Source organism: Hymenobacter tenuis, from assembly GCF_054780495.1.
Genome location: NZ_BAAGWF010000001.1, coordinates 911,187 through 928,437 on the forward strand (window position 1 = coordinate 911,187; position 17,251 = coordinate 928,437).

The 17,251-nt window shown below is 56.8% G+C and carries 18 protein-coding genes; 9 read left to right on the forward strand and 9 right to left on the reverse strand.

Going from position 1 to position 17,251, the window contains the following annotated elements; translation table 11 throughout:
• Nucleotides 1-181 precede the first annotated feature (181 nt).
• A complete protein-coding gene (locus tag ACYVGU_RS03970; RefSeq protein ID WP_460620995.1) occupies nt 182-1,261 on the forward strand; it encodes a DUF5694 domain-containing protein in 1,080 nt (359 codons plus the stop codon).
• A 102-nt stretch (nt 1,262-1,363) separates the two neighbouring features.
• Here the strand turns inward: ACYVGU_RS03970 and ACYVGU_RS03975 are convergent, their stop codons facing one another.
• Together ACYVGU_RS03975 and ACYVGU_RS03980 are read right to left on the reverse strand one after the other, a co-directional pair.
• Entirely contained in the window at nt 1,364-2,326 is a 963-nt protein-coding gene (locus tag ACYVGU_RS03975) for a Rossmann-fold NAD(P)-binding domain-containing protein (RefSeq protein WP_460620996.1), read from the reverse strand.
• 125 nt (nt 2,327-2,451) lie between these two features.
• Entirely contained in the window at nt 2,452-2,859 is a 408-nt protein-coding gene (locus ACYVGU_RS03980) for a hypothetical protein (protein ID WP_460620997.1), read from the reverse strand.
• 233 nt (nt 2,860-3,092) lie between these two features.
• Here ACYVGU_RS03980 and ACYVGU_RS03985 point away from each other — a divergent pair, with 233 nt between their 5' ends.
• Both ACYVGU_RS03985 and ACYVGU_RS03990 read left to right on the forward strand, forming a co-directional pair.
• Nucleotides 3,093-3,521: a BLUF domain-containing protein gene (locus ACYVGU_RS03985; protein WP_460620998.1), complete on the forward strand. Its 429-nt coding sequence runs from the start codon at nt 3,093-3,095 to the stop codon at nt 3,519-3,521.
• Nucleotides 3,522-3,718: 197 nt separating this feature from the next.
• Nucleotides 3,719-4,540 carry a hypothetical protein gene (locus ACYVGU_RS03990; RefSeq protein WP_460620999.1) on the forward strand — a complete coding sequence of 274 codons (822 nt, stop codon included), beginning with the start codon at nt 3,719-3,721 and terminating at the stop codon, nt 4,538-4,540.
• Between the two features lie 30 nt (nt 4,541-4,570).
• Here the strand turns inward: ACYVGU_RS03990 and ACYVGU_RS03995 are convergent, their stop codons facing one another.
• Entirely contained in the window at nt 4,571-5,149 is a 579-nt protein-coding gene (locus ACYVGU_RS03995; RefSeq protein ID WP_460621000.1) for a hypothetical protein, read from the reverse strand.
• 616 nt (nt 5,150-5,765) lie between these two features.
• Here ACYVGU_RS03995 and ACYVGU_RS04000 point away from each other — a divergent pair.
• From ACYVGU_RS04000 to ACYVGU_RS04015, 4 genes are all read left to right on the forward strand, one after another.
• A complete protein-coding gene (locus tag ACYVGU_RS04000) occupies nt 5,766-5,957 on the forward strand; it encodes a cold-shock protein (protein ID WP_460612356.1) in 192 nt (63 codons plus the stop codon).
• Nucleotides 5,958-6,245: 288 nt separating this feature from the next.
• Complete coding sequence (locus tag ACYVGU_RS04005; RefSeq protein ID WP_460621001.1) at nt 6,246-6,890, forward strand: class I SAM-dependent methyltransferase; 645 nt, start codon at nt 6,246-6,248, stop codon at nt 6,888-6,890.
• Between the two features lie 350 nt (nt 6,891-7,240).
• The gene (gene ctlX / locus ACYVGU_RS04010) at nt 7,241-8,167 is read left to right on the forward strand and encodes a citrulline utilization hydrolase CtlX (RefSeq protein ID WP_460621002.1); all 927 of its coding nucleotides are present in this window, start codon (nt 7,241-7,243) and stop codon (nt 8,165-8,167) included.
• A gap of 116 nt (nt 8,168-8,283) precedes the next feature.
• Nucleotides 8,284-9,387, forward strand: coding sequence for an SPL family radical SAM protein (locus tag ACYVGU_RS04015; protein WP_460621003.1), 1,104 nt, complete (start codon nt 8,284-8,286; stop codon nt 9,385-9,387).
• A gap of 86 nt (nt 9,388-9,473) precedes the next feature.
• On the opposite strand, the gene ACYVGU_RS04020 is transcribed toward ACYVGU_RS04015, so the two are convergent.
• Both ACYVGU_RS04020 and ACYVGU_RS04025 read right to left on the reverse strand, forming a co-directional pair.
• Nucleotides 9,474-10,997 (reverse strand): malate:quinone oxidoreductase, encoded by a 1,524-nt coding sequence (locus tag ACYVGU_RS04020; RefSeq protein WP_460621004.1) that lies wholly within the window; start codon nt 10,995-10,997, stop codon nt 9,474-9,476.
• A gap of 451 nt (nt 10,998-11,448) precedes the next feature.
• On the reverse strand, nt 11,449-11,958 hold the full coding sequence (locus tag ACYVGU_RS04025) for a hypothetical protein (RefSeq protein WP_460621005.1): 510 nt from the start codon (nt 11,956-11,958) through the stop codon (nt 11,449-11,451).
• Nucleotides 11,959-12,299: 341 nt separating this feature from the next.
• On the opposite strand from ACYVGU_RS04025, the gene ACYVGU_RS04030 reads away from it, so the two are divergent.
• Nucleotides 12,300-13,034 carry an SDR family oxidoreductase gene (locus ACYVGU_RS04030; protein ID WP_460621006.1) on the forward strand — a complete coding sequence of 245 codons (735 nt, stop codon included), beginning with the start codon at nt 12,300-12,302 and terminating at the stop codon, nt 13,032-13,034.
• A 95-nt stretch (nt 13,035-13,129) separates the two neighbouring features.
• Here the strand turns inward: ACYVGU_RS04030 and ACYVGU_RS04035 are convergent, their stop codons facing one another.
• The 3 genes from ACYVGU_RS04035 to pncA form a co-directional block, all read right to left on the reverse strand.
• On the reverse strand, nt 13,130-13,702 hold the full coding sequence (locus ACYVGU_RS04035; protein WP_460621007.1) for a GNAT family N-acetyltransferase: 573 nt from the start codon (nt 13,700-13,702) through the stop codon (nt 13,130-13,132).
• A gap of 112 nt (nt 13,703-13,814) precedes the next feature.
• Complete coding sequence (locus ACYVGU_RS04040; protein WP_460621008.1) at nt 13,815-14,915, reverse strand: mechanosensitive ion channel family protein; 1,101 nt, start codon at nt 14,913-14,915, stop codon at nt 13,815-13,817.
• Between the two features lie 74 nt (nt 14,916-14,989).
• On the reverse strand, nt 14,990-15,580 hold the full coding sequence (gene pncA / locus ACYVGU_RS04045) for a nicotinamidase (protein ID WP_460621009.1): 591 nt from the start codon (nt 15,578-15,580) through the stop codon (nt 14,990-14,992).
• A 97-nt stretch (nt 15,581-15,677) separates the two neighbouring features.
• Between pncA and ACYVGU_RS04050 the strand changes: the two genes are divergently transcribed.
• Complete coding sequence (locus tag ACYVGU_RS04050) at nt 15,678-16,670, forward strand: hypothetical protein (RefSeq protein ID WP_460621010.1); 993 nt, start codon at nt 15,678-15,680, stop codon at nt 16,668-16,670.
• A gap of 3 nt (nt 16,671-16,673) precedes the next feature.
• Here ACYVGU_RS04050 and ACYVGU_RS04055 read toward each other — a convergent pair whose 3' ends face one another.
• Entirely contained in the window at nt 16,674-17,204 is a 531-nt protein-coding gene (locus tag ACYVGU_RS04055; RefSeq protein WP_460621011.1) for a 2'-5' RNA ligase family protein, read from the reverse strand.
• Nucleotides 17,205-17,251: the final 47 nt, after the last annotated feature.

Below are 17,251 nucleotides of genomic sequence, written 5' to 3' on the forward strand. Positions count from 1 at the left end.
CACAGCACTGCCGTACTGAACCTAGCCAGCGGCTGCTGGCCAATATTTTAGTCAGGGGCGTTCCGCTACACTTCTTTTTTCTGAGTAGGGGTAGCACGTCTTGTTATATGATGTGCCATCATTCTGCCCCTATATTGCTGTAGCAATTGTATATACATGTTCTTTTATATCAGCCATAATCATGCATAAAATCATTGTCCTGTGGGGGATTCTATTGGGTGGGCTTTTGCACCCGGCCGTGGCGCAAAAGCCGTTGGAAGTGGTTATCGTAGGCACCTCCCACTACAACGGTGACCCAGATGCCAGCTACCGTCCTATTATCAATAAGCTAAAAGCTTACCGTCCGGAACTGGTTTTTGGCGAATATCTTGCCCCCAGCGATGCCCGGCAGCTACCGGCCAACCAGTACGAGGCCACGCCCTACCAGCGGCGTTTGCTGTATCTGAAGCGACGCGAACTGCAGACGCCGCCTCTAAGTGACAAGGCTGCTACAGCTGTGCGCCGCCAGTTGCGCAAGAATCCGCAGTTACACCAGCAGCGCGTAAATCTGGCCCGTTACTACGCCTATACCTACGACCGGGGCAATACAGAATATCAGCTTTATCAGCTGGAGCAAGCCTCTAAAAGCAGCTTTAGCCCCGCCGATAAGGCCTATTACACCCAGGCTTTCGGGTCCGCTGACTCCTTGTATAAAGCGGCCAAACTGGTGCGCCCGCTCACGGAGTATCACCGAATCTTCTTCCCGCTGCTGCAGGAGTTGGGCCAGGACCAGATTTATGCCATGGACTGCCAGCGGTACGGCGGGGCTTTTGATGAGGCTTCTGGGGAAGCCTATGGCCAATACTTAGCTCTTCAAACCGCCTTCAAGGCCGATTCAACGACGCCGCAGGCGGCCACTTTTCGGCAGATAGCCAAAGCCAAGCCCGCCTTTTTTGCCTACCTGAACGCGCCCACAACCACGGAGGGAGTGTACAAGGTCATGAACGACCCCGCCTTTGGTAAATTCAACGATGATCTGAACTTCTTCGGCGATGAACCGCTGTATGGGGCTCCGGGCTTCCCAACGGAAGCCGTGAAAAAGATGAAAGCCCAGTGGGCACTCCGCAACCAAGGTATGTGCGAGAACATCGTGCGCCAGGCCCGGGAGCAGGGAGCCCGCCGAGTAATGGTGGCTGTTGGCTCGGCTCATGGCCTAGTGATGCAGCGCATGCTTGAAGCCATGCCCAACGTGCGGGTGCTAACCTATAATGACCTTCCTTAATCTGAGGCAGTTACCTACTCTAGAAACGCTCCCCCCAACAGCAGCGCAGGCCGCCCAGAATATTTTGGGCGGCCTGCGCTGTTGTTGGGGGGAGCAAGGGTACTACTTACTGACGGCTAGCACTTCCCGCACGCTCGTCCATCGGATGTCGGGGTAGCGGGCATTATCCAGCGGGTCTAGCTTGGGTAGGCCGCTGAACATGTTGTGCAGGTACTGCATACCCTGCCACGGCGGAAATACGTCATTGGAGGCTGGCATCAGGGCTTTCGTGACCTTGATGACGGTAGCAAAGGCGCCTAGGCTCCCAACCCGAAACAACTTAAACGGCTGCCCGGTAGCGGCCGTTGCGGCTGCCTGCAGCCCGCGGATGCTGGCCACTTCGCCGGCTATGCGCAGGTAGCGGGGAGTAGTGGCATCGAGGGCGGCGGCGGCCGTGAATTCAGCGGTGTTAACCATTGTGGTGAAATCGAGCGGCTGATCGGCATCGCCCCAGTACACTACCCGTCGTGGGCCCTGCAACACTACTGGCGCCTGCCCGGTCAGCAAATCTGTGAACATTCCATTGAGGATGGAGGTAGCCTGAATGGGAGCCTGGTCGAGGTGGCGCTGAAACTCCCGGCGCAAATCCAGGTTGCGGTTTGAGCCCTCAGGCAGCCTAGTAAAATCGATGGAGAAATCGGAAGGGATGAAGCGGGGCACACCCGCTGCTACAGCCGCGGCCAGTAGGCGCGTTTGCAGGTCTACAATCACCTCGCGCAGCCCCGATACGGCCGAAACCACGCAGCTTGCGCCGGTGCAGGCCGTGGTGAGCGCCGCGACATCGGAGTAGTTTACTTCCACTACCGTTACTCCCTGCAGCCGCAACGAGGTAGCCTCGGCTTTGGTGCTGGCGCCAGGCCGCACCAAAGCCCGCACCGTGGCGCCGCGCTGGCGCAGGTGGTGGGCAATAAGCAACCCGAGGGCTCCGGTAGCGCCCGCCAGGACAACGGTGGCTGGCTCGCTAGGGGTGTTGGGGGAGGAAACAGGCGTATGTGCTGCCATCATCAGGAGTGGGTTGTAGGGCATCAATATGTAACTGGCCGGGCAACTTGGCGGCGCAACCGGCCCTAGGGGCTTGGCCAAGCTCAACCAAGAGTTGGTAATACCGTGGGCCTAGCCGGAAGGTTGTGAAGGTAGCGCTGGCCGGAAGGCTAGCGGGTGTAGTAAAACTGCCGGATAAGCGAATCCTGTAGGGCTATGCCGCTGCGCTGCGCCGTACGTAGCATCAGGGTATGATCGGTAAGCTCTTCTATAGTCTCAATTCGGCTGTTTAGGGTACCAGCGGCAATAAATAGCTTTTTGCCTTGGCGCGTGTACGGCTGATTGAGCGGCCCCGAGAGCCGGGGGCTGCGATACGCAATGTCTTGGGCTGAAATATCAATGAAGTTATCAGGCTCCGATTGATAGGAGGTGGGTTGTGTAGGGCCGAGATACGAGGTTTGCAGGATAGTATAGGATTTCTGGGTCCAGCGGCCTTCCAGCTGCGCCGGCTCATCCTTCTGACAGCCAAGGCAAAAAGCCGATAGCACCACTACTGTTGCAACGAAAGCCTGTTTCATATGCGAAAGGTAGGCTATTTGGCAGGTGGAAAGTGTCTGGTTTTCTGTTGCTGTAAACTTTATTCGCTGGCCTCGCAAGTCGCTAGGGTAGCTGCGAAGCCGAACCGTTGGTACGGCCATATGGAGGAGCTTGATAGTTCGCTGCTGAATCGTTAGCTTACTTAAGAAGATGTATTCTTAGCGCCGCTGCTTGTTAAGTTGGGGCATGCATATCCGGATATATCGTGTTGGCTGTGCACCATATTGTCTACCAGAGCAATGCCGTGGGCCTGCCCACCCCTGCAGAACTGAAGTTTCTGTTGCAACAGTCACGCGCTAACAACAGCCGGCTGGGCATTTCAGGTGTACTGCTGTACGGCAACGGCGACTTCTTGCAGGTGCTGGAAGGGGAGAAGGAAGTGGTGCACGAGATGTACGCCACTATTCAGGCCGATTACCGACATACCAACGTCCTGACCCTTTCAGACGGGCCCATCACAAAGCGGGTTTTTCAGGAGTGGTCCATGGGGTTTCAGGTGTTGACGGAAGATGATTTCAGTCGGCTCAAGGGCTATTTCAACCCGTACCGGTCCAACTTTCTGAATGCCCTGCTACCCGATATTGGGGAAGGAATGCTGATTCTGCTCAAGTCGTTTGTGGTCAATGCTGAGTCGCAGTACTAGGTATTAGCGCTGCCCAAACGGCGCGCATCGGCCGTATGCCCTAGCAGGTCACGGAGCCTGAGAGTGGGCTTATCATTGTGGGGCTGGGCGGAATTTTGAGGCTTGGTGGGTGTAGGGAAGCGCCACAGTAAGCTACCCGGGGCCTGAACCTACGTACGCCAAGGAAAGTAACCGCTGCTACCCAACCCCACGTGCCCATGAGCCAGCTTCCCTTCGCTGCAGACCACACCTTCGGGTTTGGCTACCTCTCTTCAAAGGCCAAACCTACTGCCCGCACACTGGTACACGTCCTTCTGCTGGGGGCCGCGCTGCTGACTTCCTGCTCCGATGAGAAAGCCAGCCGCAGCTCCGAGCTTCGGACCGATACAGCCACTACCCCTCGGGAAGACCAGAACGCTACTACTGCTAACACCCCAGATCCCGATGATAGAGCCGATGTCGGCCAACCGATGCGTGCGGAAAACCGCTACCGCGTGGTAGTGGAAACGGCCTACTTCTACGACTCGCCGAAGCATACCAAGCCCAACGGCAGATACCTACTCCGGGGCGACGTGCTGTATGGCGAGGAGCAGCAAGATGGTTTCGTCAGGACGCGATTCAAAACGCCGAACGGCGCTACGGTTACGGGGTGGCTGAAGGCTGCTGAGCTTGGACGCCTGGCCGCCAGCCCCAGCACCATGGAAGCGCAAAACCGCACCCGCCCAGCTGCCCGAAAGCCCGCTGCAAGCACTGAGCCCACTGAGTTCAGCTATGAAATGGAACCGCCCAAAGAAGCAGCGCCTGCTCCGGCCCCCAGAGCTAGCATGGCCAATGCCAAAACAGCGGTAGTGCAGGCGGCCAAGTCATACTTCTACAATTCCGCTGACCTAAGTCAGCCCCGCAAAGCCCATTGCGTGCGCGGCGATAAAGTAAGGCTGGGAGAGGAGCGTGGCGAGGCGGTATACGTGACGTTCACGAACTGGGAGAACGTGACCAGCACCGGCTGGATGCGCAAAGACGCCCTGCGCCCGGTTCGGTAAGTGCGCAGGGGTAGCAATGGTGCCCGCCCGCTACTTTGGGTCGGCCTGGGCCAGCCGCGCCACCCAGTCTGCTTCCGTGGCCGGCTTGGCTCCCTTCAGGGCAGGGGCCAGTGCGGGGGCAGCGGCCGTAAGGCTTTTCATGTTCAGCTTCACCGGAACCACCTCGGCATTGGGCCGGCGCACATAGTACACCGATACGTCCTCTACCTGCGCCGACTGGACATCAACGCCGTAGCCGGAACGTACGGGAGCCTTGCGCACGGCCTTCAGGTGTTGCTTAAGCAGTACGTACTTGCCCTCGTGCAGCACTTCCACAAACTGGGTGCGGTGCTGCTGCACGGGGGCCTCAGTAAAGCGCCGAAACACCCGGCTGCGCGCTGGGCTGGTAGCCGTAGCGGGTTCCTGCAGCACAAAGCTGAGCAGCAGCCTATCATCCAGTTGAATGGAGTCAGTAGAAGTGCCCTGCTTGCGCATGATGAGGCGCTGATTCAGTACATCGTACTTAAGTGGTACCGGCGCCAGTGGCACCTGGCTGCTCATCGTCAGGTTGGCCTGGAGCCAGCGCTTATCTGCGTACGGCGAGCCCTCAACACCATCGGTACGCCCCATATAGATAGGGGCTGCCGCACCAGTACCCAATGCGTTAAGGTTCGATTGCCCTGCAGCGCCTACCTGCTCAATATTAGCCTGTTGTGCCTGCGCAAGTGCGCTCGATAAAACCAAAGGAAGTAGGATAAACCACCGCATAGTACTTGATAAAAAAGGCGCGTTTCAATAGAGTGCTCAGCTAATTTAGCACTATTTGCGCACTGTAGAACTGCTTTTTACTAGGCCACCGGCACACCTGAACCCTAATCAATATGTCTTCACTCTCCAGTTGATAGGTTTAAGGCAACCCCTTGGCTAGTAGACCGGGAATTGATAGGGTGAGAGCAGGCCGGGTAAATTACTTGCTACGTTACGTCAATTGTAATGCAAGGGCGGTGAACTGATTGATAATGAAGTAAATGGAATGCGGTTGGTGCCTATTTGGCCACGTGCTTACACTAGTGGAAGCAGTGGGGTAGAGCGGCTATACTGAGAGTAGGGGAGGGCGTTTGAAAAATAAAGCCTATCTTTACATCGTTAAAGGCAAATCGCCTCGTGTCACTATCATTAATTCGCGTATTGAATTAACAATAGGGTTTCGCTGCTGGTTGCTTCATCATCATTCACTCCTAGCATCATGCAGACAGGAACCGTAAAATTTTTCAATGAAACCAAAGGCTTTGGTTTCATCAACAACGCCGCAACTGGCGAAGACATTTTTGTACACGTAACCGGCCTCGTTGACGAAATTCGCGACAACGACAAGGTTGAGTTCGAAGTAGAGCAAGGCCGTAAAGGGCTGAACGCTGTTAAAGTGCGTCGCGCTTAACTGACCTTCTCCTTCGTAGAAGATAAGAAGCATGCCTTAGGGCATGCTTCTTTTTTTATGCCAATATCTGGTGCGCGAAGCAGCCTATGGGCCTTTCACTAGGCCTAAACTAGAGTAAAAGTGGCTTTGGTAGCAGCCTTACGCAGCAGATGCTAGCCCGCCAAAACCTTTTTAACGCGTGATGCTTGCTAACATCATGGCTGGTTGTGTGATGCCAGGTAGTGCGGAGCAACAAACAAGCAGTCAAGTATAAGGAAATGGTTTTTCAGGCTTTGTAAACGCTTTTTCATGCACGACGAGCACCAATCTGCTTTTCCCGCTCATACCTTCCGCCGGGCCGATGAAACGCCGGACGCTCTGTTTTACCAGCAGCCGCGCTTCGTAACGCACCTTGATGCTGCCGCAATTGAGGCCGTGACCCAACTGTACCGCGAATATTTCCCGGCGGGTAGCGAGCTACTGGACTTAATGAGCAGCTGGATCAGCCATTTGCCAGTCGAGGTACCCTTTAAGCAAGTAGTAGGGCTAGGCATGAACGCCGAAGAGCTGGCCGCCAATCCAAGGCTGACTTCTGCCGTTGTGCAAGACCTTAACCAGCAACCTGCTTTGCCCTTCAGCACTAATAGCTTTGACGGGGCCGCCATTTGCGTTTCCATTGATTACCTCACGCAGCCGGTGCAAGTGCTACAGGAGCTGGCGCGAGTGCTGCGACCACAAGCGCCGCTGGTCATTACGTTTTCCAACCGCTGCTTTCCCACCAAAGCAATTGCCGCCTGGCACACCCTCGATAGCCAAGGCCACCTGGCACTAGTGAGGCGATACCTGGAAGCGGCCGGAAATTGGAATCCCATCAAGCTACTCGACCGCAGCCCCAGACCACATGGCGCCTCCGACCCATTATATGCCGTAATAGGCAGGATTGCCAAGCCCTGAGGCCCTAGTCTGAAAAACACTATCTCATAGGGAATATTATTTTAATAAATACTGGTATAATTCAAAATTTATGAAATGACATACCCCATCAAAATATGGTTTCTTCACTCATAAGCCCTTTGTTTAGGTGAATAGAGTAAATAGCTGATTAAGTGCGATATAAACCATGAATGAAGATTTGACTTGCATACTATTTTGCTTAAAACGGCATTAGCAGACATTAACACAAAACCAATGAATAGTGGGTTTTAAGGCCATATTTGTAAAATAGTATTCGTAAAAATATTATACTTAGAGGAAACGTGAGGTAAATGCTAGATATTTGAGCTTCTATACCGCGCACCCACCTCATGCAATCTACCAATACGGTCTTTCTGGTTCGGCCCACTCGCTTTGCGTTCAACGTTGAAACAGCTTGGTCCAATCATTTTCAGCGGTTTTTGGCTGGCTTGGATGATGAAGCAATACAGACGCGGGCTTTTGCCGAGTTTGATGCGGTAGTGGCTACGTTGCGGGGGCGGGGCATCCAGACCCTCGTGTTCGACGATACGCCGGAGCCGCACACCCCGGATGCCGTCTTCCCTAACAACTGGGGTACCTTTCACCCCGATGGCCGGGTGCTGCTGTACCCTATGTGTGCCCCCAACCGCCGACCCGAGCGCCGCCCCGATATTCTGGAGGCACTGGGCGAGCAATTTGCTATCCGTGAGGTGCTTGATTTATCCGATTTCGAGCAGCAAGGCAAGTTTCTGGAAGGCACAGGCAGCATTATATTCGACCATGTGCACCGCGTTGCGTACGCTGGGTTGTCGGCCCGGACGGAGCTAGGCTTGTTTGAGCAGGTGTGTGAAACGCTAGGATATCGGCCGGTCCCTTTTCGCTCTTGCGATGCACTGGGTCAGGAAATCTACCACACCAATGTTATGATGTGCGTAGGAGCCCAGTTTGCAGTTATTTGCCTGGAGAGCATCCGGGATGCGAAAGAGCGCGCCGCCGTGGAAGCTTCCCTCACAGAAACCGGGCACCACATTATTGATATCACGCTGCAACAGGTACTGGCCTTTGCGGGCAATATGCTTACGCTGCAACCCTCTACTGGTCCCGAACTGCTGGCTATGTCGCAGAGCGCCTACAATGCCCTTACGTATACGCAGCGCCAGCAACTCTCCCGCTACGCCGAGCTGCTGCCCTTGTCCATCCCAACCATTGAAAGCATTGGGGGTGGTAGCGCGCGGTGTATGTTAGCCGAAATTTTTCTGCCGGCGCGAGCTTCGTAGTACATCTAGCGTAGCTGGCAAAAGGCAACTGTGCTACCCCATAAAAGCGCAGTAATTACTGCCGGAATTTAGGTTTTACGGGAGCTATAAAGGCGGTTTGGGTGTTATAACTAGCTATGACCAAACCTCAGCTGTTTCCTTCTCTTGACCTAATTTCTGCGGCGCCTCAGCCGCGTACGCATTCCGCCAAAGTATGGCTGCCCAAACGCGTGGTGTTTACTCCCGATGCCCTTGAGCAGCCGTTTGGGCAACAGATTTTAGAACGCGTTACGGTCCACGGGCTGGAAGTGGAGCTGCTGAAAAGCAACCGCCTAACCGGCGTGCGCGGCGACGATGCCCGGGATACGTACCGCCGCGCCAAGAGCACGCTGGCGGTGGTGTGCGCCCCGCCCAGTGCCTTGCGGCTGCAGCCCACACCACCCTCCGCCGATTGGCAGATGAACCTGGCAGAAGGCTGCCCGGCCCACTGTCAGTACTGCTACCTGGCCGGCAGCTTATCGGGGCCGCCGGTGGTCAAGGTATTCGCTAACCTGCCCCAGCTTTTGCAGAACACGGCCGCCTATGAGCAGCCCAACCGACTGACCAGCTTTGAAGTGAGCTGCTATACCGATGTGCTTGGCATTGAGCATCTGACGGGCAGCTTAGCCGAGTGCATCCGGTATTACGGCGAGCGGGAAGGGGCTAGGCTCCGTTTTGTAAGCAAGTTCGATCAGGTAGATTCCTTGCTGCAGCTTCCGCACCACGGGCACACAAGGGCCCGCATCAGCCTGAACGCCGAGTCGGCGGTGCGGCGGCTGGAAGGAGGTACAGCCTCGGTGGCAGCGCGACTGAAGGCATTGCGCCAGCTAGCCCTACCCCCTGAGCAGGGCGGTGGGGGCTACCCGGTAGGCGTGGTGCTAGCCCCCATTATGCCGGTGCCGGGCTGGCAGCAGGAGTACCGCGACCTTCTCGACCGCTTGGCCGAAACCCTGGACTTTCCCTGCGACCTTACCGCTGAATGCATAACCCACCGCTTTACGCCCGGCTCGAAAGATGTGCTGATGCAGTGGTACCCCAACACTACCCTTGATTTGGAGGAGGCCACTCGCGCCGTGAAGCGCAACAAGTTTGGGGGCACTAAATTCGTGTACCAGCCCGATGATATGCGGACGCTCAAGCAATTTTTTGCTGAGGAATGGCAACTGCGCTTTCCACATGCTCCGCTCTTGTACTGGACGTAAAGCGCAGAGAATCCTTAATTCAGAATATGCAAAAAAGCCCGCCAGAATTAGTTCCGGCGGGCTTTTTTAGTTGCGATATTACTTTACTAGGCTTGGGTTGGGGTTGGAACCTCCGTGAGACCTAGTACCACATTGGTTCGGGCGCGAAGCTCTTCTACTAGCTGTGGTTCTTGATTCAGGTCTTTGCCAAAGGAAGGAATCATTTCCTGGAACTTGGCTTGCCACTCGCGGGTGCGGGCGCGCTCCGGGAAGCACCGCTGAATAAGGCCCACCATAATGCTAACCGCCGTAGAAGCACCCGGCGAGGCGCCCAACAGCGCCGCAATGGAACCATCAGACGCGGCTACTACCTCCGTGCCGAACTCCAACACGCCGCCTTCCTTCGCGTCTTTTTTGATTACCTGTACGCGCTGGCCGGCCGTTTCCAACTGCCAGTCTTCGCCGCGGGCTTCGGGCAGATACTCGCGCAAAGCTGCCAGCCGGTCCTCCGGCGACTGCCGGACTTGGTTGATGAGGTATTTGGTGAGCGGCATGTTTTTGAGGCCCGCAATAATCATGGGGCGCATGTTGCTCAGCTTCACCGAAAGGGGCAAATCGAGGTAAGAGCCTTTCTTGAGGAATTTGGTGCTGAAGCCCGCATAGGGGCCAAACAGCAGTTCCTGCTTGCCATTAATCATGCGGGTATCCAGGTGGGGCACCGACATGGGCGGCGAACCCACGGAGGCCTTACCGTACACTTTCGTGTGGTGGCGGGCAATGACTTCAGGGTTTATGCACTTCAGCCACTGGCCGCTCACGGGGAAGCCGCCAAAGCCGCTACCTTCCGGAATACCCGACTTAATGAGCAGGGGCAGGGAGCCGCCGCCCGCGCCAATAAACACGAAGGGCGCTCGGATTTTGACGGTGGTATCGTCGGTGAGGCTTTGGGCTTTCACGCGCCAGAGGCCGTCTTCTTTGCGGCGGAGCTTATCTACGTCGTGGTGGAAGTAGAACGATACGCCGGGCTTCTGCTGGAGCAGGTTAAACATGCCGCGGGTAAGGGAGCCAAAGTTGACGTCGGTACCCAAATCCATGCGGGTGGCGGCTACGGTTTGCTGCGGGTCGCGGCCTTCCATTACCAGCGGCATCCAGTCGTAGAGCTCGGCGCGGTCCTGGCTGAACTTCATGCCCTCAAACAGCGGCGACTGCGTAAGGGCGGCGTGGCGCTTGCGCAGGAATTCCACGTTTTTGGGTCCCCACACAAAGCTTAGGTGCGGAATGTGGTTAATAAAACGCGTTACGCCCGTCACCTGATATTTCTCTACCAGATACGACCAGAACTGCTTGGACTGCTCAAACTGCTCGGCAATTTTAATGGCCTTGCTGATATCAATGCTTCCATCAGCCTTTTCGGGCGTGTAGTTTAGCTCGCAAAAAGCCGAGTGGCCGGTGCCGGCGTTGTTCCAGGCATCAGAGCTTTCGGCGGCGGCTACATCGAGCCGCTCAAAAATGGCAATGGTGAGGTCGGGTTGCAACTCCTTGAGCATCAGGCCCAGAGTTGCACTCATGATTCCGGCTCCAATCAGCACCACATCGGCGGTGAGAGGAGCAGCGCTATCGGTCGTGCTCATGCGTATTTCAGAAATAGGACTTACGAAGTACGGGTAAAGTCAGAAAAAGTAGCCTTTGTTTGAAAAGAAACTACTGCTGACTTTCCATCAACCACCTTGGTAGTGCTGATTGATTGGCGGTTACAACAGCCAGCTGAGCAACTCTGTTCCGTTGTATTTCACTAGTGCTAGGTGTACTGTTCTGCTGTCATGCCACCTCATTGGCCAAACTGCCACAAACAAAAACGCCCGGCGTGGCGCCAGGCGAAGTAGTGAGGTTGCAAGGTGAGCAGGGGCTAGGGATGGAGCGCCCGGAACCATAGGGCAAACCCAAGCGCGGCTGCGGCTATAACCACCATAAAAGTATAAATCACCCGGTTTTGCCGGTCTTCAAGTTCATCGTGTTTCATGTTCTGAGGAGAAAAAATGTGCAACGCTCCCAGAACAACTACCCGGCGCACTAGCTAGTGCGCTAGGCGGCTTCGTTGCTGGCAGCTTGGCGTTCGGCCTGATACTGGGCTACCAGCGGTGTGCTAGCTACTACAATCGTAGCAAAGCCCTTCGGCATTTCAGTGTACACCAGCCGTACTTGCGGGTTAACCCACTGCTGGCTAGGAGTGGCAGCCAGTTGGCTTGGCCCGTAGGTGCGGGCAAGCAGCGTCTGGATGCCTTGGCAATTGGTAGCGCCCAACACGCGCAGCTCAATGCAGCACAACAGCCCTTTGTAAAAGCCATAGCTGATGCCCGTCACCTGAAAACCACCCACATTGAGGGTTTCATCGGGGCGGGAGTAGTACGTGATGGAGGAGGGGGTAGCGCGCCGCTCAGGCACTAGGTGCTGAAAACGCCGCAAGGGCGTGCCCAGCCATGCAGAGCGCAAATCCATGGCCAGCTCCTTTTCCCGCTCCAGCGCCGCCGCCGATTTAGGAGGTACGCCCGTACCAGCCAGCACCGTAGCCGGAGCAGCACTCAACAGGAGCAAAAGAAAGACAAGGCAGTGCTTCATGCGCGGACACCTAAGCCAAAGCAGGTCAGTGACCTGAATTAGAAAGTGGGAAGGTACAGAAAAGCACGGGGCAATACGAGTAAAATATTGGCTTTTGTGCCACACTACCCTCCACAAGAGGCTGAACCGTAGAAATAGCGTACCTGCGAGGCTATTCGCGGCGGTAAAATTCGGGCCTTAGCTGCTGAAAGGTTTTACTGCTCTACTCGGCTCAACCAAAAAGACTAGGCCCCGTTTGCCATCCAAGCTATTGCTGTTCGGGTAGGTGCTGCGCTGCGTGGCAGGACCGCTACGAAGCATATTTAACGGTTTGGTGTATGCATCTGGAAGGAAATACGGTTTTGATTACGGGCGGTGCCTCGGGCATTGGGCTAGCCTTGGCGGAGCGGTTTATGCGGGCGGGCAGCACCGTGCTGGCTGTAGGAAGGCGCGAGGATAAGCTGCAGGAAGCCCGGCAGCAGCTCCCGGGCTTGCATACGCGGGTCTGTGATGTGGCGGAGGCTGCCGAACGGGTGGCCTTGCTGGCGTGGGCGCAGCAGGAGTTTCCGCGTCTGAACGTGCTAGTAAATAACGCCGGCATCCAGCGCCGCTTGCAACTCACCGAGGAAGAAGAGTGGGAAACTCGCCGGCAGGAGCTGGTAATAAACGTGGAAGCGCCTATTCACCTGACCACGCTGTTTATTCCTCATTTGCTGCAGCAGGAGCGCCCGGTACTTATTAACGTTACCTCGGGGTTGGCATTTGCCCCCATGGCTTCGGCCCCGATTTACAGCGCTACGAAGGCGGCGCTGCATTCCTTCACGCTTTCACTGCGCCATCAGCTGGCTGCTACGGCCATTAAAGTGCTGGAAATAGTGCCGCCCGCCGTGAACACCGACTTGGGCGGGGCCGGACTGCACACGTTTGGCGTGCCCGTACATGACTTTGCCGACTCTGTGATGCAGCGCCTGGCCGCCGGCGAGGAGGAAGTGGGCTACGGAACCTCCGAAGAAATCCGGCAGGCTTCCCGCCAGCAAATGGATGCCCGCTTTCAGCTGATCAACAACCGCTAATAGCCACCACAGCAAAAGGCCGACCCAGCATGCGCTTCGTCGGCCTTTTGGTGTAGGTGCAGCCTAGGAAAATGTAACCGGGTGCTTCTGGTTTACTAGGTGGTTACTTGAGCTGAACCGGCCAGTGTTTGGCTGACGGGATGCAAGGCGCGCCACTCGTGCTGCAGCATGCTCATTTCAATGAGGCTCCAGTATTCGCCTTCGTACTTTAGAATGTCGCGCGAGCGGCCTTCAGCGTGCATGCCGGCCCGGGTGTACGCCCGGATGGCGGCTTCGTTGAAATCGTACACACCTAAGTCAATGCGGTGCAAACTGAGCTGCTCAAAGCCAAACCGCAGCGTTTCGGTGAGCATGCGGCTGGCTAGGCCGCGGCCCCGCTCAGCAGGGGCAATAAACACCCGACTGATGCGCGCCGAGGAGTTTTTCTGGCTGATGCTGCCCAGCGAAATATGGCCCACTACGCGGCTAGTGGTAGTGTCAATGGCCTTGAAAATGAATACATCCGAAGCAGCCACATCGTTGGTATCCTGGATGTACCACTCCAGTTTATCCGCCGTGAGGGGGTAGTTGAACATCGGGCCCGACCAGTTCATGAGTAGGTGCGGGGAGTCAATCCAGGTAATGAGTTGGGAAAAATCGGCAGGGGTGAAGTATTCGAGCTGAATCATGAAGCAAAAAACGAAGAGCCATCAAACCAAAAGCGGCGTATGCACCGCTCCTTGATGGGCTCCCAATCTGCTAAGGTAGAGCTTAACCAATGAGTTCCCGCATCCGAATTTCCTATTCTATGGTTGAGCTGCTGGCGGCGGTAAACGGCTGGTCGGTGGCCTCGGTGAGGGCCCGGGTTTTGGGCAGCGCGTGGGGGTAGTGCGCCTGAATAAAGTGCACCATTTTCTCGCGCACATCACAGCGCAAATCAAAGGCGCGGCTGGAGTTGGAGGCACTCACCAGGCACCGCAACTCCAGAGTGCGCTCCTTGGAATCCGTGACCTGCAGCACGCACACCCGCTGGTCCCAGAGCGGATTATCGCCTACAATTCGTTTCAGCTCTTCCCGAAGCGCGTCTACCGGAATGGTGTAATCGGTATACAGAAATACGGTGCCTAGCAGCTGCGAGGCCGTGCGGGTCCAGTTCTGGAAGGGTTTCTCAATGAAGTAGTTAAGCGGAAGCACCAGCCGCCGTTCGTCCCAGATGCGCAGCACCACATAGGTAAACGTAATTTCCTCAACCCGGCCCCACTCGCCCTCCACCACCAGCACATCATCCAGCCGAATGGGCTGCGTGAAGGCAATCTGGAAGCCGGCCAGCAGGTTGCTGATGGAGCGTTGGGCCGCAAACCCCACGATAACCGACGCAATGCCCGCCGAGGTGAGCAAGCCCGTCCCGATTTTGCGCACCGTGGCAAAGCTCATTAGTACCAGCGCAATGGCCACAAACACAATAAGCGAAACCACCAGCTTCCGGACAAACTGCAGCTGCGTGAACAGCTTGCGTACCTGCAGGTTATCGTCATCGGTGAGGCGGTAATGGTGCAGCACCAAGTCTTCCACCACGTCCACGGTTTTCACCAGGCCCCAGGCAAACGTGGTCAGCAGGGCCGTTTCCACTAGGCGCCGGGCTACTTCCAGGGGGCGCGCTTCTAGGGCGGTAAGCGGCAGCAGAAACGAAAGCACCAGCACCGGAAAAAACCAGTTACTAGGCTGGCTCAGGTGCCGAAGTACGGAGGTTGCCAGCAGTATAGGCTCCCGCCGATTGTAGGCTGCCAGTAGCCAGAAACATACTTTTTTCAGAAACCAGCCCGCAAGTAAACTTCCCACCACCACGCCTCCGGTGTGCAGAATCCGGCGTAGGGTTTCCAGGTCAGTAAAGAAATCAGTCATAGGTGCAGCTGCCCCGCGCAGAAGTAGACGCGGCGGCCAACGAAGCCTTTTCTACCTGAAAGCTACCGGAAAGGTTAGCACACCTGCGCGCCCCGCGCCAGCAGCTCCTGTCGGGCGCGGGCGTACCCTTCAACGGAAATAGCGCGGGTAGCCGCCTCCAGAACCGTAACCTCGAAGCCTTCGCGCAGCGCATCCAGCGCCGAGAAATTCACGCAAAAGTCGGCGGCGAGGCCACAGAGGTGCACCTCCCGGATGCCCCGCCCGCGGAGGTAGTCGGCCAGGCCAGTGCTTTTGCGGCGGCCGTTGTCAAAGAAGCCGCTGTACGAGTCGATTTCCGGTGAAGTGCCCTTGCGGAAGATGGCCTCAATCCGGTTCTGTTCCAGCTGTGCGCTGAACTCAGCTCCGGGAGTGCCCTGCACGCAGTGGTCGGGCCACAGGGTTTGGGGCAGGCCGTGCAGGTCAATCTGGTCGAAGGGCTGGTGGCCCGGATGCTGGCTCGCAAAGCTTTCGTGCCGGGCCGGGTGCCAGTCCTGAGTGGCTACTACTAGGTCGTAGGTGGGCTGCAACTGGTTAACCAGGGGCAGAATGGCGTCGCCGTCGGGAACGGCCAGCGAGCCGCCGGGCAGAAAATCGTTCTGAATATCAATCAGCAGGAGCGCTTTCATAAGGAACAGGGATTGGGGCTTCAATAATAAGAAAGCCACCGTTTATACGAGCTTAGGCGCTAACGTTGGACGCCAGTGTAAGGCTTCCCCCTTATTCATGCCTACCTTGCACCCGCTGAGCGGCAGCATGGCCGCTCCTATTGGTTTTGCATTTCTGATGGCAGGTTACATTACTCCGCGGGTTTTCGGGTTGATTGGGTTGCTGGCATTGCCCTTCAGCACCTTGGCGCAGGCGCCAGCAGGAGCCCGGGCCGTGGGCGGTACGCAGGTGTGGCTGGTGCCGCCCGCCGGATTCAGTGCCACGCCCGGCCTCACCGGATTCCGAAAAGGCGAAGCCGCGGTGCAAGTCTATGACCTGAAAGGCGGCAACTACCACCGGCAGGCAGCAGGGTTCAATCAGGCCCGGTTTGAGGCGAGGGGTAGTAAAGTGCTTGATTTCAAGGAAATAAGTGGAGCCGCCTATCCAGCCCGGATGGCGCGGGTGCGGCTTTCGCCCACGCAGGAGTCGATGCAGCTCCTGTTCGGCGACTCTACTTTTGCCGTGCTGCTCGATGCCCGCTACCCCGCCGCCGATACGGCCACGGCCACGGCACTGCGCCGCAGTCTGCTTTCGGCTACCTACCAGAAAGCAGGAGCTGGAGAAGTAGCTTCGGCAGCCACGGCTGTGTTTGCGCTGGATGAGAAAAAGTCGCCGTTTGCGTTGGCCGAGGCCAGCTATGGCACTTATACTTACACGCTGAGCGGGCAGCGCAAGCCCGATTACGGTACGGAGCCCGTACTGGTAGTAACCACCCACGCCTACAATCCGTCGCTTACGGCCGCCTATATCAGCCAGCAGGCCATGAGCCGCCGCGCCGGCCTTACGGGGTATACGGCCCGCAAAATGTCGTCGTCGAAAGTAAACGACCTAGTAACCTACGAAACCGAAGGATATGCCCAATTGCAGGGGCAGCGGGTGATGGTGTATCAGCAGGTGAGCATTATCGGTAGCACGGCCGTGGCCCTACAAGGGGTAGCCCGCCAGGATTTCGAGACGGCGCTTACCAACTTCAAAAGCCTGACGCACACCATCACGCCCCGCAAAAAGTAAGCGCTACGCAGCGCCCGTGAACGCAAACTGCCGTAGCAGTTCCCACGGCCCGCCCCGGTAGGCCCACAACCCGAGCCCCGTCCCTAGCCCCGCAAACGGAGCAAACCGGTTTGAAAGCTCCTGGTGCAAAGCGCGGGCTACCTCGGGCGCTACTTTGTTCTGCACCGTAATGTGGGGGCGCAGTGGCTGCTTATCCTGGGGTGTAAGCCAGCTAGCCCATTCCTGCTGCAGCTGCTTGTGCAGGGGGCGCAGCCGCGGGTTTTCCAGATCATAGGCCACGCCCCTTCCCAGAAACCGTAGGCCCGTAACGGCAAGTGGCAGCGGTGGTATGTTGGCGGTAACCTGTTGAAGGTGAGATTCAATGGCTGTTTGCTCGGGCCCAGGCAAATGATGAAACAGCGTCACGTGGGCTTGCAAGTAGTTGCGCTCCGGCGGAAAATGCTGCTGCCGCAAGGCATTGAACAGCTGTTGCGTGGGTTCGTCGAGCGTAAGCGTCAGGATAAGGGGCGCGTCAGTGGGGGCAGGCAAGGGCATACGACTTTGGATAAGACTCCAGACACGTACGGGAAACCCGGGCATTA